16 protein-coding genes are annotated in these 15,613 nt (G+C 65.7%); 5 read left to right on the top strand and 11 right to left on the bottom strand.

Annotation, left to right across the window (positions count from 1 at the left end; all coding sequences use genetic code 11):
* Positions 1-71 precede the first annotated feature (71 nt).
* Entirely contained in the window at positions 72-1,013 is a 942-nt protein-coding gene (locus ACQY4Y_RS05690) for a ketopantoate reductase family protein (protein ID WP_428489582.1), read from the top strand.
* Positions 1,014-1,107: 94 nt separating this feature from the next.
* Here ACQY4Y_RS05690 and purS read toward each other — a convergent pair whose 3' ends face one another.
* From purS to ACQY4Y_RS05645, 9 genes are all read right to left on the bottom strand, one after another.
* Complete coding sequence (gene purS / locus ACQY4Y_RS05685) at positions 1,108-1,350, bottom strand: phosphoribosylformylglycinamidine synthase subunit PurS (RefSeq protein WP_428489581.1); 243 nt, start codon at positions 1,348-1,350, stop codon at positions 1,108-1,110.
* Positions 1,347-2,111, bottom strand: a complete 765-nt coding sequence (gene purC, locus ACQY4Y_RS05680; protein ID WP_428489580.1) for a phosphoribosylaminoimidazolesuccinocarboxamide synthase — start codon at positions 2,109-2,111, stop codon at positions 1,347-1,349. Before purC ends, purS begins: the two co-directional genes overlap by 4 nt.
* Positions 2,112-2,396: 285 nt before the next feature.
* Positions 2,397-3,302, bottom strand: coding sequence for an NRDE family protein (locus ACQY4Y_RS05675; protein ID WP_428489579.1), 906 nt, complete (start codon positions 3,300-3,302; stop codon positions 2,397-2,399).
* Between the two features lie 183 nt (positions 3,303-3,485).
* Positions 3,486-4,451, bottom strand: coding sequence for a peptidase M14 (locus ACQY4Y_RS05670; protein WP_428489578.1), 966 nt, complete (start codon positions 4,449-4,451; stop codon positions 3,486-3,488).
* Between the two features lie 11 nt (positions 4,452-4,462).
* Complete coding sequence (gene argE, locus ACQY4Y_RS05665; RefSeq protein ID WP_428489577.1) at positions 4,463-5,770, bottom strand: acetylornithine deacetylase; 1,308 nt, start codon at positions 5,768-5,770, stop codon at positions 4,463-4,465.
* Positions 5,770-9,261 (bottom strand): methionine synthase, encoded by a 3,492-nt coding sequence (gene metH / locus ACQY4Y_RS05660; protein ID WP_428489576.1) that lies wholly within the window; start codon positions 9,259-9,261, stop codon positions 5,770-5,772. The genes argE and metH overlap by 1 nt, the downstream gene beginning before the upstream one ends.
* 11 nt (positions 9,262-9,272) lie before the next feature.
* Complete coding sequence (locus ACQY4Y_RS05655; RefSeq protein WP_428489575.1) at positions 9,273-10,232, bottom strand: metalloregulator ArsR/SmtB family transcription factor; 960 nt, start codon at positions 10,230-10,232, stop codon at positions 9,273-9,275.
* Between the two features lie 309 nt (positions 10,233-10,541).
* Positions 10,542-10,736, bottom strand: a complete 195-nt coding sequence (locus ACQY4Y_RS05650; protein WP_428490740.1) for a GxxExxY protein — start codon at positions 10,734-10,736, stop codon at positions 10,542-10,544.
* A 349-nt stretch (positions 10,737-11,085) separates the two neighbouring features.
* The gene (locus tag ACQY4Y_RS05645; RefSeq protein WP_428489574.1) at positions 11,086-11,667 is read right to left on the bottom strand and encodes a TIGR00730 family Rossman fold protein; all 582 of its coding nucleotides are present in this window, start codon (positions 11,665-11,667) and stop codon (positions 11,086-11,088) included.
* A gap of 162 nt (positions 11,668-11,829) precedes the next feature.
* Between ACQY4Y_RS05645 and ACQY4Y_RS05640 the strand changes: the two genes are divergently transcribed.
* From ACQY4Y_RS05640 to ACQY4Y_RS05625, 4 genes are all read left to right on the top strand, one after another.
* Positions 11,830-12,273, top strand: a complete 444-nt coding sequence (locus tag ACQY4Y_RS05640; protein ID WP_428489573.1) for a c-type cytochrome — start codon at positions 11,830-11,832, stop codon at positions 12,271-12,273.
* 121 nt (positions 12,274-12,394) lie between these two features.
* Entirely contained in the window at positions 12,395-12,610 is a 216-nt protein-coding gene (locus ACQY4Y_RS05635) for a ribbon-helix-helix protein, CopG family (protein ID WP_428489572.1), read from the top strand.
* A complete protein-coding gene (locus tag ACQY4Y_RS05630; protein WP_428489571.1) occupies positions 12,604-12,969 on the top strand; it encodes a type II toxin-antitoxin system VapC family toxin in 366 nt (121 codons plus the stop codon). Before ACQY4Y_RS05635 ends, ACQY4Y_RS05630 begins: the two co-directional genes overlap by 7 nt.
* Before the next feature lie 136 nt (positions 12,970-13,105).
* A complete protein-coding gene (locus tag ACQY4Y_RS05625; RefSeq protein ID WP_428489570.1) occupies positions 13,106-13,939 on the top strand; it encodes a TauD/TfdA dioxygenase family protein in 834 nt (277 codons plus the stop codon).
* A gap of 4 nt (positions 13,940-13,943) precedes the next feature.
* On the opposite strand, the gene ACQY4Y_RS05620 is transcribed toward ACQY4Y_RS05625, so the two are convergent.
* Entirely contained in the window at positions 13,944-14,357 is a 414-nt protein-coding gene (locus ACQY4Y_RS05620) for a VOC family protein (protein WP_428489569.1), read from the bottom strand.
* Positions 14,358-14,372: 15 nt separating this feature from the next.
* Positions 14,373-15,506: an acyl-CoA dehydrogenase family protein gene (locus ACQY4Y_RS05615; protein ID WP_428489568.1), complete on the bottom strand. Its 1,134-nt coding sequence runs from the start codon at positions 15,504-15,506 to the stop codon at positions 14,373-14,375.
* Between the last annotated feature and the right edge of the window lie 107 nt (positions 15,507-15,613).

The following is a 15,613-nucleotide window of genomic DNA, read 5'->3' as shown; positions in this document are numbered from 1 at the left end:
GGGGCGCCAGTCCGACACTCGTGCTGATTCGGAACACCACTCGGATCAGCCATTCAACAGGGAGAAAACAGATGCGGATCCTCGTTGCCGGCGCGGGAGCAACCGGCGGATATTTCGGCGCACGTCTCGCTCAGGCGGGCCGTGACGTGACCTTCCTGGTGCGGCCCAGGCGTGCCGATCAGCTCCGGCGCGACGGATTGCAGGTGGTCAGCCCGCACGGCAACCTCACGCTGGCCCCGCGGCTTCTTGTTGCCGGTGAAACCACGCAACCGTTTGACCTCGTGATCCTGGCGGTCAAGGCCTATGCGCTCGATCAGGCCTTGAACGATCTTGACCCCTTCATCGGACCCGACTCCATGGTCGTGCCGCTGCTGAACGGGATGCGCCACGTCGACCTGCTGATCGAGCGCCACGGCGAAGCGCCGGCACTGGGCGGGGTCTGCATTGTCGCAACGACGCTGGACGCGCAAGGCCGTATCGTCCAGCTCACCGACATGCAGGAATTGACCTACGGCGAACGCAACGGCGTCTGCTCAGCACGGCTGCGCGCGCTGGATGCGGTGATGCAGGGCGCCGGATTCAAAGCCCGGCTCTCGGCAACGATCCTTCAGGAAATGTGGGAAAAATGGGTGATGTTGGCCACCGCGGGCGGCATCACATGCCTGTTGCGCGGCAACGTCGGCGAGATTGAGGCAGTCCCCGGCGGCGCCCGGCTCGCTCTGCGCTTCCTCGCCGAAGCCAGTTCCGTAGCCGCCGCGTCGGGCCACGCGCCAAGCGAGGCTTTCACCACGCGAGCTCGCGGCATGCTGACAACGAAAGGATCCAGCTTTGCCCCGTCGATGTATCGTGACATGCAAGGCAATGCGCCCGTGGAAGTGGACCAGATCCTCGGCGATCTGTTGGATCGCGCCGGCAAACTGGATTTGGCGACACCGCTTCTGGAAGCTGCGGTGGCCCATTTGCAGGTGTATCAGAACCGCGTTGTGGCAGCTTCCGGCCGACCGGGCGGCTAGGGTGCGATCAGTTTTGGTGGCACCAAAAGCCTAAATCGCCCTCTCGAACCAGGGTTGGCTGGTCTCCCGGGTGGCGCACCAGACTGACCCGTTGCTACCCTTCCACCTCCACCCGGAACCCCTCGATCACTCCATTCGCCAGCAACCGGCGCGCCATCTCCTCCGCCGCCGCGCGCGCCTTCTCCGGATCGGTCTCCGCCAGCGTCAACTCGATCACCTTGCCCGCCCGCACATCCTCCACCCCGGTAAATCCCAGCGCCCCCAGTGCGTGGGCGATCGCCTTGCCCTGAGGGTCCAGCACGCCGGGCTTCAGCATGACCGTCACCACCGCCTTCACTGCATCAGCTCCGGCCCCTTCAGGTCGCGCATGCCGGCCTCGGGCAGGATACCCAGCCGGCGAGCCACCTCCTGATAGCCCTCCTCGACATTGCCCAGGTCGCGGCGAAACCGGTCCTTGTCCATCTTCTCGTTGGTCTTGCTGTCCCACAGCCGGCAGTTGTCGGGGCTGATCTCGTCGGCCAGGATGATCCGCATCTCGTCGTTTTCCCACAACCGGCCGAATTCCAGCTTGAAATCGACCAGGGTGATGCCGACCCCCAGCAGCAATCCCGACAGGAAATCGTTGATCCGCAGGGTCAGCGCGACGATATCGTCCAGATCGGCGGTATTGGCCCAGCCAAAACAGGTGATGTGCTCCTCCGACACCATCGGATCGTTCAGCGCGTCATTCTTGTAGTAATATTCGATGATCGACCGCGGCAGCCGGGTGCCCTCGGCGATCCCCAGCCGACCCGCCAGGCTGCCGGCGGCGACGTTGCGCACCACCACCTCCAGCGGGATGATCTCCACCTCGCGGATCAGCTGCTCGCGCATGTTCAGCCGTCGCACGAAGTGCGTCGGCACCCCGATATCGTGCAGCCGCATCATAAGATACTCGCTGATGCGGTTGTTCAGCACACCCTTGCCGGTGATGATCCCCTTCTTGGCGCCATTGCCGGAGGTGGCATCGTCCTTGAAATATTGCACCAAGGTGCCCGGCTCCGGTCCCTCGAAAAGGACCTTGGCTTTGCCCTCATAAAGCTGTCGGCGGCGGGCCATCGCGTGGTTCCTTCGGTGGTCACCGCAACCTGCGCCAGTGCGGCTATGTGATTGAGAGCGGAGCAGCGTCTGTCAAGATCGGTGCGGCAGGGTCCTCAGCTCCGCGGCCGCCGCGGCAAATCGGCGATATGTCGGGACAGCGATCGTTCCCGGTATGGGTATAGCAGCGCTGTCCGCGCCACAAAAGGCCGCCCGCCAGAGGCCGCCCACCCAAACGCCAACCATCGGGCCATCCGCCACTGGCGCGCGACCGCGCGATAATGCCCGAACGCAGGTTCAATCGGGTCAATCAGACACGATAATGCCCGAACGCAGGTTGACAGGCCGGAACGGCGCTCGATGCGGCGGTCCGGCGGCGAACAGCCAGATCGGGTCGCCATCGGCTGCAAGCGTCAGAAACGAGGAACTAACCGTCCCGAACCCGCCGCGCGGCGCGACGTTGATCTGATCAGCCGGGTTGCCCCGCTGGTCCGATAGAATGGCGTGCCAGGCATTCCAGCTCTGTTCGGCGGCCTGAAAGCGGGGCAGATGGCGAGCGGTGCGTGGGCTGTCGCGATCGTTGGGATCGTAGGCGGTGACCATCGAGACCCCAGCTAGCAGCGGTTCGGCGTGAGGACGCCCGTGGCCGATGCAGCTCAGGAACCATGCGCCGGTGCGGTCGGCCAGCACCATGTTGAAGCCACGCCATAGACCGCCATCCAGGCCGACGATGGCTTCGGCGGCAGCCGCCGCGGTGGCACGTTCCAGCGCCAGCAGCGGCAGCTCGCCGCGACTGCGCTTGCCGGCGGCGGGACCCAACGTGCCTGGCCGGTTCAGCACGGTCGCGACCACGCCTCCTTGGTTGATCGCCATCCAGGTCCCACCCGCTGACCGGTCGCGGCCGCCAACCACACCGGGGCGTTCGGGCCACCAGGCAGCCGGAGGATCCCAGGGTCGGTCTAACCGTTCATCTCGGTTGGCGGCGATCAGCACCCGGTCGGGGCTGACGAGGACGACGACGGTACACACACGGCACCATGCTATGCGTGGCAGGGAAAGGCCAGCGCCGCGGGTCGACGAAAGCGGCTGCAAGCCGCCCGCCGCGCAATGGCGGCCGCAACCCCTTACACGACTGCAACACGAAACGCCGGAAGAACTCGACGCCCCGCATTTCCCGAAAGCGGCATCATACGCTTGGCAGCCGGGCAGCATCGGACCTTATCAGCAGAACAAAAAGGCACAGTCCGTCACCTTGACATAAAATCCCAAGACAGACTCCTGGCGAGCATGGGCGATCGTCGCGATGATGTTCCTGCTCATCCACTTCGCCGATAAAGCGGTGATCGGCTCAGACGCGCCGCCCCCACTCCCGCCGCGCGGGCATCACGCACTTCTCTACTCGAACCGCCCCAACCGCACCGCGGTATGCCCCCGGCTCGGGCGCAGGCTCGGCATCACCAGCAGGCAGTCGTCGTGCGGCGTCCTGATCTCGGTCTCACCGTCCATCGCGATCAGCGTGTCGCGCTGAGCAATGATATCGCCGCCGTGGTAGGTCTGCACGAAACAGAAATTCGACGTCGCCGCCGTCACCGCGATGGTCACCCTTGCCACCCGCGTTGGCGTCGGACCCGGCGCCGGCGGCAACGGCGCGTCCGGTGCAACCACACCCAGATGACGCAGTAAGCCGGCCACGCTGGCCAGCAGCGTATCGACGGTGGACTGCTCCCAGTGCTGCCCAGCCTCCACCAGGCAACCGGCAAACGGTGTCGCCGGGTCGGCGAACCTGGGATAGTCGATCAGCCGCCGCCCGTTGACGTGACCATGATCGGCCACCACGAGGGCCGGCGTGCCGATCGCCGCCGCCAGTATGCGTCCCTTCGCCGGAACGCCGCTCAGGATCAGCGCCTCGGACGGCCACAGCATCGAATGCAGGTCCAGAACCACATCGACGGTATCGATAAACCCCCGGATCTCCCGCGCCCGGTCAAGCTCGATCGAGTGCCGCGGTCCGTCCAGGATCGCCCGATCCCAGACCCGGTTCATGTCCTCATCGACGAAGCGCGACGCGGTCGGCCGGGACCGGTCGAAGCGGCTGAACGCCTCCAGGTTCAGGAAGCCGAATGACAATTTGCCGCGGGTCGGCACCAGCCCCGCCCGCAACAACCGATCCAGCGCGATGGCGCCGGCCAGTTCGTTGCCGTGAATCAGGCACAGCAGCGCCACGTGCGGCCCGGAACGCACCGAATCCAGCGTGGTGACGCCGCCGATGCCGGTGTTGCCGGCCAGCCATGGGGAAATATCCGGCGGCCAGATGCTGACCTTGAACTCGGGAAGCGCGGCCGGGGAGGTGAACGGACCCATCGCGTGTCGAATCAGACCAGCAGTTGTTCGGCAAGCCGGCGGATGAAGCGGTCACACGCCGCCAGTTCCGACTCGGCCACAAATTCGTCGGCCTGATGCGCCTGGGCGATGTCACCGGGCCCGCAGATGATCGTCGGGATGCCGGCCTGCTCGAAGAACCCGCCCTCGGTGCCATAGGCGACCTTGCCGGCGCTGTTGCTGCCGGTGACCTGCTTCACCACGCTGGCCAGCGCGTGATCCGGCGGCAATGCCATGCCAGGCATTTCCAGCGCGATCTCGCATTTGAAGCCGCAGGCGGCATCGACCGCCCGCATCGCCGGCTCGACCGTCTCACGGATCCAGCCCTGCATCCGGTCCAGATGATGATGCGGCGAATCGCCCGGAATGAAGCGCCACTCCATGGTAAAGGCGGCATGCTGGGGTATGATGTTGAGGATCGTACCGCCCTCCATCGTGCCGGCATGAATGGTGGTGTGCGGCGGATCGAAACCGTCCGCGAACGGGCCCTCGGCGGCCAGCCGGCGGGCTTCGCGGGCGACCCAGGCGATCGCCTCGCCGGCCGCCTGCACCGCGTTGACGCCCTTCGCCGGCTCGCTGGAATGACCGCCCTTTCCACGCACCGTGACGTCGAGATTGAGCTTGCCCTTATGCGCCACGATCGGCTTCATGCCCGACGGTTCGCCAACCACACAGACGTCCGGACGCAGCCCGGACTCGTCAAGATCCTGGATCAGCCGTCTGGCGCCCCAGCAGCCGATTTCCTCGTCGTAGCTGATGAACAGGTGCAGCGGCCGAACCAGCGCCATCGCCTGCAGATCCGGCACCGCGGCCAGGCAGGCGGCGACGAAGCCCTTCATGTCGCAACTGCCGCGGCCGAACAGCTTGCCATCACTGCGTCGCAGCACGAACGGGTCGCTGGTCCAGGATTGGCCATCGACTGGCACCGTATCGACATGGCCGCTGAGCGCAAGTCCGCCGGCCGCAAGCGGCCCGATAATCGCGTGCAGGTTGGCCTTCTGGCCCAACGCATCGCCGCTGACCCGGTAGCTCACCCCCAAGCGGTCCAGGTAGTCGCGGACAAAGCCGATCAGCGCCAGGTTGGAGTTCCGGCTGGTGGTGTCGAACGACACCAGCGATTGCAGCAATTCGGCCGTGGCCATCCGGCTCGCCGCCGGCTGCGTCATCTCCATAGCCACACAGTCTATACCGGTCCGCGCCGGCGGCAACCGAGGCCCCTGGGACACCGAGGCCTGGGGACCCGCCTCGATCCGCTCGCCGGCAGGCAACACGCGCGTCACGACCGAAAAGGCGCGGATCATTACACCGAGAAATACTTCGCCCGCGGATTGAGCACCACCACCGCGCTGGTCGATTGCTCCGGATGCAACTGGAATTCGTCCGACAGCGAAATCCCGATCCGCTCCGCCCCCAGCATGCCAAGAATCGCTTGCTGATCCTCCAGCCGAGGGCAGGCGGGGTAGCCGAACGAATAGCGGCTGCCGCGATAGCCTTGGGCCAGCATCTTCTCCATGTCGCGATCGTCCTCGCCGGCGAACCCCGCCTCGGCACGGATCCGCTTGTGCACGTATTCCGCCATCGCCTCGGCCATCTCCACCGACAGGCCGTGCAGATACAGGTAGTCCTGGTAGCGGTTGTCCTCGAACCAAACCCGAGCGGTGTCGGACGCTTTCTGCCCCACCGTCACCACCTGCAAGGCGATCACGTCACGGTCCGCCTCATCGACATCGCGGAAGAAGTCGGCGATGCACTCGCCGTCCTCCTTCGGCTGCCGCGGCAGCGCAAACCGCGCCAGTTCGGTGATGCCGTCCGGTTCGAAGATGATCAGGTCGTTGCCCTGGCCGGCCGCCTTCCAATACCCGTACGCCGCCTGCGGCTTCAGGATGTCCTGTTGCTCGCACAGGCTCAGCATGCGCCGCATCACCGGGCGCAGTTCCTGCTTCGCCCAGCCGAGGAAATCCTCCAGCGAGCGGCCCTGCTTGCGGAAGCCCCACTGGAATTGATACAGACTGCGTTCATTCATGAACGGCACGATCGCCTTGGGCACCGACTCGATCACCCGCGCCCCCCAGAACGGAGGCTGGATCGCCGGCATATCCTGGGTCAGACGCCGTCGACGCTCGCGCACCACCGCGACATCGATCGGTCGGAACGCCTTGGCATCCGCCTGTCCCAGAGTGCGCGCCGTGTTGCGCGATTTGCCGACCCGCTTGGACTGGATCACCGCCAGGTAGTCGTCGAACGCGTTACCGGTGACCTTGTCCATCAGGTGCAGACCGTCGAACGCATCGCGCGCGTAGGCCACCCGGCCCGAGGCATAGGCCGCCACACACGCATCCTCAACGTAGTTCCGGGTCAGCGCCGCGCCGCCCAGCAGCACCGGGATCTCCAGGCCCTGGCGGGTCATTTCCTCCAGGTTCTCGCGCATCACCACGGTGGATTTCACCAGCAGCCCGGACATGCCGATGGCGTGCGCGCGGTTGTCCTGCACCGCCTGCAGCATCTCGGTCAGCGGCACCTTGATGCCCAGATTGACCACGCGATAGCCGTTGTTGGTCAGAATGATATCGACAAGATTCTTGCCGATGTCGTGCACGTCGCCCTTCACCGTGGCGAGCACGATGGTGCCCTTTTCCTGGCCCTCGACCCGCTCCATCATCGGTTCCAGATAGGCGACCGCGGCCTTCATCGTCTCGGCGCTCTGCAGCACGAACGGCAACTGCATCTTGCCCGCGCCGAACAGGTCGCCGACCACCTTCATGCCGTCCAGCAGCACGTTGTTGATGATGTCGAGCGGCGGCAGCGTCAGCAGCGCCTCGTCCAGGTCGGTGGTCAGGCCCTTGCGGTCGCCGTCCACAATGCGGTCCTTCAGACGCCCCTCGGCGGTCTCGGCACGTTGTTTCTTGACCGCGTCGGCCGCCTTGCGGCCGGCAAACAGCGCCATCAATTTATGCAACGGGTCGTAGCCGTCGCGGCGGCGGTCGAAAATCAGATCCTCGGCCACCTGCCGTTCCTGCTCGGCGATCAGGTGCAGCGGGCGGATCTTCGACACGTGGATGATCGCACCGGTCATCCCGGCCCGCCGGGCGTGGTCCAGGAACACGCTGTTCAGCACCGCGCGCGCCGCCGGATTGAGCCCAAAGCTGACATTCGACAGACCCAGGATGATCTGGATGTCGGGAAATTTCTGCCGGATCGCGGCGATGCCCTCCAGCGTCCATTGCGCCAGCTTGCGGTCGTCCTCGTTGCCGGTGGCGATGGTGAAGGTCAGCGGGTCGATCAGCAGGTCGGACTGCGCCAGCCCGTGCTTGTCGCAGGCGAAATCAACCAGCCGCGCGGCGATGCGCAGCTTGTCCTCCGGTGTCTTCGCCATGCCGACCTCGTCGATGGTCAGCGCGATCACCGCGGCGCCGAACCGCTTGGCCAGGATCAACCGGTCGGTGGCATGCTGCTCACCATCCTCGAAGTTGATCGAGTTGATGATCGGCTTGCCGCCATGCAGCTTCAATGCCGCCTCGAGCACCGGGGTTTCGGTGCTGTCGATCACCAGCGGACTGTTCACCGAGGCGGTGAAGCGGCGGATCACCTCGGTCATCTCGGCGTTCTCGTCACGCCCGACGAAGGCAGTGCAGATATCCAGCGCGTGCGACCCCTCGGCGATCTGCTCGCGGCCCATCGCGACGCAGCCATCCCAGTCGAACACCTCCTGCAGCTCGCGCCACTTCTTCGACCCGTTGGCATTGCAGCGCTCACCGATCGCGAAGATGGCGTTTTCCTGGCGCAGCGGCACCGCCTGGTACAGGCTGGCGACGGAGGGCACCCAGACCGGCTTGCGCGCCACCGGGGCGGGCCGAACCGATCCGCTGGCGCGCTTGCGCAGCATCGCATCCAGCGCGGCAATGTGCTCGATCGAGGTGCCGCAGCAGCCGCCGATCAGGTTGACGCCGTCCTGGACGATGAAGCGCTCCAGCCAGGAGGCCAGGTCGGCGGCATTCAGCGGATAGTGGGTATGGCCATCGACCAGTTCCGGCAGGCCGGCATTCGGCTGCACCGACAGCAGACCGGGCCAGTTCTGCGCCAGCCAGCCGACATGTTCGGCCATTTCCTGCGGACCCGTGGCACAGTTCAGCCCGATCAGCGGCACGTCGAGCGAGCCGACCACGATGGCGGCGGTGGCGATGTCGGGGCCGACCAACAGCGTGCCGGTGGTCTCCACCGTCACCTGCACGAAGATCGGCGTGTCGGTCCCGGCGTTGCGGCGGGCGATCTTGGCGCCGTTGACCGCGGCCTTGATCTGCAGCGTGTCCTGGCAGGTCTCGATCAGGATCGCATCGACGCCACCGGCGACCAGACCGCCGGCCTGTTCGGCAAGCGCCGCCTCCAGCGCATCATAGCCGATGTTCCCCAGGCTCGGCAGCTTGGTGCCGGGCCCGACGCTGCCGACAACCCAGCGGTCGCGGCCGTCGGCGAAGCTCTCGGCGGCCTCGCGCGCCAGTTCGCCGGCACGACGGTTGATCTCGAAGGCGCGGTCGGCCAGGTCGAACTCAGCCAATGTAACCGGCGAGGCGCCGAAAGTGTTGGTCTCCACCATGTCGGCGCCGGCGGCGAAGTAGCCCTTGTGAATCTCGCGCACCATGTCGGGGCGCGACAGCACCAGCACGTCGGTGCAGTTCTCCCGGCCCCAATAGTCGCGCTCTACGTCCAGCGTCTGCGCCTGCACCCGGCTGCCCATGCCGCCGTCGCACAGCAGCACGCGGTCGCGCAGGGCATCGAGCAAATGGGGACGGGTCATGCGGGCTGCTTTCAGAGGGCGAGTTCGCGCGCCTTGACGCCGGCGGCGTCGATGGTGCGCAGGGCGGGCCAGATCCGCATCGGCAGCGTCCCGGCAATGCTGACCGGGTCGCGCGATTCCAGTTCGGCGGCGGTGAATATCCGGGCCATCGCCTGGTCGGAAAATCCCGCCCAGCGGTGCGCCAACTTGGCGGTCAGTTCGGTCCGGTCGTGGTCGGCCAGGTCGATCACCAGCAACTGTCCGTCGCGGGCCAGCACGCGGGCGGCCTCGCGCACCACGCCCGGCGGGTCCTCGGCGTGATGCAGCACCATCTGGAGCACCACGCAGTCGAACGACCGATCCGCCAGCGGCAGCCGGTACATGTCCGCCAGACGCACCGCGCAATGCGCCAGCCCCGCCCCCGACAACCGCGCTCGGGCCAACGCCAGCATCGCCTTGGAGGCATCGACGCCAAGCCCCTGACGGACCCGAGGCGCCAGCAGCTCCAGCACCCGGCCGGTGCCGGTGCCGATATCCAGTAGACGTCCCCTGGACCCCGCCGATATCAATCCGAGCAGCGCGTCCTCGACCGCCTGCGCCGGCAGGCCCAGGGCACGCATCTCGTCCCAGTCGGCGCCCTTCTGGCGGAAACTCTCCGACGCGATGCGAGCGCGTTCGGCCAGCACCCGGGCTGCCTGCCGACGATCGGCCTCCAGCACCGGATCGTCGGTCGGCAGCCGGGCAACCAGTTCGCGCGCCAACGCCCCATCGTCCCCGGTCGGCAGCGCGAACCAGACATTGGCGCCCTCTCGCACCCGGTCCAGCAGCCCACAGTCGCACAGCAGCTTCAGATGACGCGACAGCCGAGGCTGCGACTGACCCAGGATCTCGGTGAATTCCATGACGCAGAACGCCCCCCGAGCCGCCAGCGCCAGAAGACGAAGACGGGTCGGTTCCGCGGCGGCGCGCAGGTTGGCGAGAAGATGCTCCATGGCAGGGCAATCCGTGACATAAAGATATCCTTATGTCCAGCGGGCGCTTCCTCGAGCGCCATCGTCACCCGCCGCGCTCTCGGGATTCCGGCGGGCGCGGGCCGCGTCTCGCGTAATCGCAACTGCCATGTCCAGGTCCCCTCCTGGTCAGGCTTTCAATTGCAGATCTCCGCATCGCTTCAGATCACAGGCGAGTCATCGCGTCGGGTCAATGATATCAGACGACGAACCGCCGCAGCCCACTCACCAGGCAGGAAGCATGAAAGTTGACCAACAACCCCACACTAACCCGGCTCATTCGCAGACAGCTCAGGATCTGCGCCTCATGCGCCGCACCGCCTTGACTTCAACGATCACCGCGTCCTCACCCACGACATCGGCACGAAACCCCAGCCCGATCGGGATGCCCTTACAGGTCACCGGGGTCGCCACCTGACGCCCGAACGCAATGCCCGCCCGATTCAGTTCCAGGCCGAGGCAAGCCGCATAAACCGTCTCCAACAGCCCAGGCCCGACCCCGCCGATGCACTTCGATCACCAACCCAAGGGTGCGCTCGGTCAGTGCGCGATACCGCAACACCCTCGATCTCCGTGGCACTCCGTGGGCTCGTCACTTTCTCCGTGCTAAACCTTAACAAAAGCCGAAGCCGCAACGCGTTCGCCAATATGCCTCGTATTGACCCGCCACGCCCCCGCCCGCCCACCCAGAGCACGACGAAACAAGACCTCCCGGCGCATCCCGGCCTCGGCGTGCGGGCGTGGCGAAAGCTTTAACACGGAGAAAGATCGAGGCCACGGAGCGCCACGGAGCAGGTTTCCGGCTTCGACACCGCCTTTCCGCGAACGAAGCCGGTTACAGCCGCTCCGGCCGTCCGCCCGTCCCGGCCGGCAGCGCCTTCAGCCGGTGCAGCACCTCCGGCACACCCTCGATCACCTCGAATAGCTTGCGGCATCCGGGATCGGCAAAGCCTTGCTCGATCGCGTGATCGATGGTGGCAACCAGCGGGCCGGCCGATCCGGCCACGTTGCACAACAGGATCGGCTTATCGTGCAGCCGAAGCTGACGCCAGGTAATGATCTCGAACGCTTCGTCGAATGTGCCGAGACCGCCGGGCATGATCAGGAAGGCATCGGATTCCTCGTACAATCGACGCTTCCGGCTGTGCATGCTGTCGGTGACCACCATCTGCGTGACGTTCTCGTGCGCCACTTCCCATTGCGTCAGAAACTCCGGAATCACCCCAAGCGCCTTGCCACCGGCCGCCAGGACCGCGTCGGCAACAACGCCCATGATGCCGATCCGCCCGCCGCCGAACACCAGCCGGATGCCGGCCGCACCCAGGCCGCGGCCCAACGCCCGTCCGGCTTCGGCATAAGCCGGGTTGATTCCAACGCGGGAGCCGCAAAACACGGCGAGGGACTGAATAGCCGTCATGAAAATCCTTCTGGTCAAGCCCGGCCAGTCTGTCCGCTGCGCCATAAACCTGCTAGCGGATCATCGTGGCGGCACGGGTTCGTTACGACATTATGAGACATTAATCGAGCAGGAAGGTCCGATCGGATGACAAAACCTATAGCTTTATGTGGCGCCCCCATCATGCTGGCCGCACTCATGATGGCCCCACTCATGATGGCCACCCTGGGCGTTGCGCGGGCCGATAGCCCAGGTGGTCTGGATCCGATCGCCTTGCGCCAAGCGGGTTACGCGCTGCAAGGCGGCGATTTCGCCTATATCCGCTCGGTCGTGAAGGCCAAGGGCGATGTCAAGCCGCTGGAGGTCCCCGCCAAGGCGATCAGCAAGTGGGGCAGGGTGATCCCGACACTGTTCCCGAAGGGCTCCGAGACCGGCGAAAACACCAAGGCCCTGCCGAAGATCTGGTCGGATCCGGAAGGCTTCCAGAAGATCGCGTTGGCCCTGGTGCAGGCCTCCGACAAGCTGGCCACCGATGCCAAGGCCGGCGCAACCGACATGGTGGACGCCGATACCAAGGAGTTGGGCAAGCAGTGCGGCGCCTGCCACAAGGCCTACCGCGCCAAGTGACGCATTACGTCCCGGCCGGCACGCCACTCACTCCCGCGCCGGAACACCAACCTTGAACCCTACCCGCTTAATGATATATGATGACGATATATTATATCGTTCCCGGTTAAGGCTTCGGTACATGCGCACTCTCGTCGACCTTCCCGACACCCAGATCCAAGCCCTCGCCGCGCTGTGCGAACGGGTCAGTCAGCCACGTGCCGCGGTCATCCGGGAGGCGGTTGCCGAATACCTGGAACGCCGCGCCGGCAAATCGGCCGACTCCGCCTTTGGGTTGTGGGACGCCGAGGCCATGGACGGTCTGGCCTATCAACGCAGGGCCCGCGCCGAGTGGTGAAGGCGCTGTTCGACACTAACATCCTGATCGACTTCCTCCGCGGTGTGCCCGCCGCCCGCGACGAACTGAACCGCTACCCGGACAAGGCCATCAGCGTCATCACCTGGATGGAGGTGATGATCGGGGCACCAGAACTTGCCGAACCAGGAACCCGAGGCTTCCTCGATGGGTTCGCCCTGGTGGGCCTCGACCAGGCGGTCGCCGAACGCGCCGTGACGCTGCGCCGCCAGCATCGGCTGAAACTGCCCGACGCGATCGTCTGGGCATCCGCCCAGGCCCGCGCCATGCTGTTGGTGACACGGGATACCAAGAGCTTTCCGCCCGACGACCCTGGGGTCAGAATGCCGTACCGGATCTGACACCTGGCGGTCCGGCGGTATACCGTCATCCGGCGCTACCCTGACGAGGCGACGACGGGGACCCAGGCAACCTGTCCCTATGCAACTTGACGATCCACCGCGCAGGGCATTCCCTTCCCCGCAGGAGGAACAGCGAATGGTCCAGATACGTACCCTCGCCCCCCAGGTCGGCGCCGAAGTCTCCGGCGTGGACCTGCGGACCTTGGATGATGCCGGATTCGCACAGATCTATCAGACTTGGCTGGACCACAACGTCCTGGTGGTCACCGCCCAGGACCTGACGATCGATGACTTCCTCGCCTACAGCCGCCGCTTCGGCATCGTCCCGCCGCACCCGTCAAAAACCACGCGCCATGCCGACCGGCCCGAGATCACCGTGCTGGGCACCGGAAAATTCAACCCCGACGGATCTTTGAACGAGGCAATTTACCGCCGCGGCGCCGAGGGCTGGCATACCGACGGCGCCTATGACGAGATCCCCTTCAAGGCCACCCAGCTCTACGCCCTGGCGATCCCCGACAGCGGCGGCGACACGCTGTTCGCCAGCGGCTACGCCGCCTACCAGGCCATGCCGGAACGCTTGCGGCGCCGTCTGGACGGTGTCGCCGGCGCCTTCACCTATGGTGGCCGCCGCAAGGCCCAGGCGCTACTCAACCCCGAGGACCGCGACCGTGCGCCGGTGTTCCACCCGATCATCCGCACCCACGGCGAAACCCACCGCCGCTCGCTCTACTTCGATCCCGGCAAGATCCTGTATATACAAGGCGCTGAACCGGCGGAAAGCGATGCCCTAATCGACGAGCTCACCGCGCTGATGATCCAGCCCGAAGCCCAGTACCGGCACAAATGGCAGGTCGGCGACGTAGTGATCTGGGACAACCGCTGCTCATACCACAAGGCCGCGGGCGACTACCCGCCAGAGCAGGATCGCATCCACTGGCGCACCTCGATCAAACAGCCGACCGCCTGACCGGCTAGGCCCGCGCCTCGGTCTCCGTCGCCTCGAAATTGCACTCCACCGAGATGCCATCCGGATCGAGATAGAACAACTGCGTCATGTTCAACCGCGGCAGCACCCGCTCGTCGAACTTGATGTCGCGCGATCGCAGATCCGACCGCATCTCCGTCAGGCCATTGCAGGAGAACGCGATATGATCCAGCCGCCCGGTCGCCGCCGGCTGCGAGGCGTGGTCGCCGATCACCGGGTCCTCGTCCCGATGGCCGATCAGGTGAACCGTCGGCACATCGCCGCAATACAGCCAATAGCCCGGAAACGGCAGCGGCGGCCGCTCCCCCACCCGCAGACCGACGACGTCCTGGTAGAAATCCTTGGTCCGCTCCAGATCGCGCACCTTGATCGTGTAGTGATTGAGTGACTGTGCCGGCATGGCTTCGTTTCCTTGTTAGAACTGGTTCTCCGGTGCAAGACCCAGCATGATCTGCCCGACCGATTCGTAGTGCAACTGACGTCCCTGAGACTGTTGCGATACCGTGTGAATGTCGCGCAGCCGGCGTTCAAACGGCTGGTCCTCGAACACCGCCGCCGAACCGGCGCAGTGAAACAGCGTGTTCACCGCCTCGCGCGATTGCTGGATCGCCCAGGTCGAGGCCAGCCGCATCATCGCCGCCTGATGTCCGGTCATCTCGCCGTGCTGGATCACATGGTCATGGATCTCGTCCAGGGTGTGGTGCAGGAACGCCCGAGCCGAGTGCCACTTCGCCTCCGACTGCGCCAGTTGCGACTGGACGACGTTATTTTCCCGCATCGGCTTGCTGGCGCCGCGCGATATCTTGGTAGCCGGCAGTTCAACGAACGCGTCGATCAGCCCGCGCGCGATCCCCAGCCCGACCCCGGCGAACCCGGCGGAGTAAAGCTGGCTGCTGCTGAACCGATACAGCGGCCCGTCCTCCCGCCGGTCAACCGCCTGGTCGCGCAGCATGCTATGCTCTGCCGGCACGAACAGGTCCTTGACCACGTACTGGTTGCTCGCGGTGCCGCGCAGTCCCAGCGTGTGCCAGATGTCGACCATCTCGACGCTGGATTTCGGAAACAGCATGGTGCGGATTTCCTTGCGTCCCGCGACCTTCATATGCGCCCCCAGCCAACTGGCGTTCTGGCTGCCGCTGGCGAACCGCCAGGTGCCGGAAATGCAGTATCCGCCCGCCACCGGCTCGGCCTCGGACGGGCCGCCCGGCGGACCCCAGGCCAGAATGCCGTCCACCGGCCCAAAGATCTCCCTGGCCACGCCAGGGTCCAGATAAGCGGCCGACATCGAACAGCCGTTGCCCTGGCACACCACCCATGCGGTGGACCCGTCGGCGGCCGAGATCGCCTCGGTGACACGGGCGAACTCCGACGGCTTCAGCTCCATCCCGCCGATCGAGCGTGGCTGCAGCATGCGGAAAAATCCGCCTCGCTTCAGCGCCTCAACGATCGGCGGGGTCAGTTCACGGCGACGGTTGACCTCGTCAGCCTGCTGCTTCACCAGTGAATGCAGCGCTCGGGCCAGAGCCACCTGCGGGTGGACATCCGTCATGCTTCCGTCTCCCTGATGTCGGCAGCCATCGCCGTCCGCAACTTTCGGCTTCGACGCCGCCAGCGGCGACTCCCACCGTCAACGCCCGCCAGCGGCGACTTTCACCG

The organism is Rhodopila sp. (genome assembly GCF_965277165.1).
GTDB lineage: Bacteria > Pseudomonadota > Alphaproteobacteria > Acetobacterales > Acetobacteraceae > Rhodopila.
The sequence above is the reverse complement of the archived record's forward strand: the minus strand, read 5'-3'. Positions and strand labels throughout refer to the sequence as shown.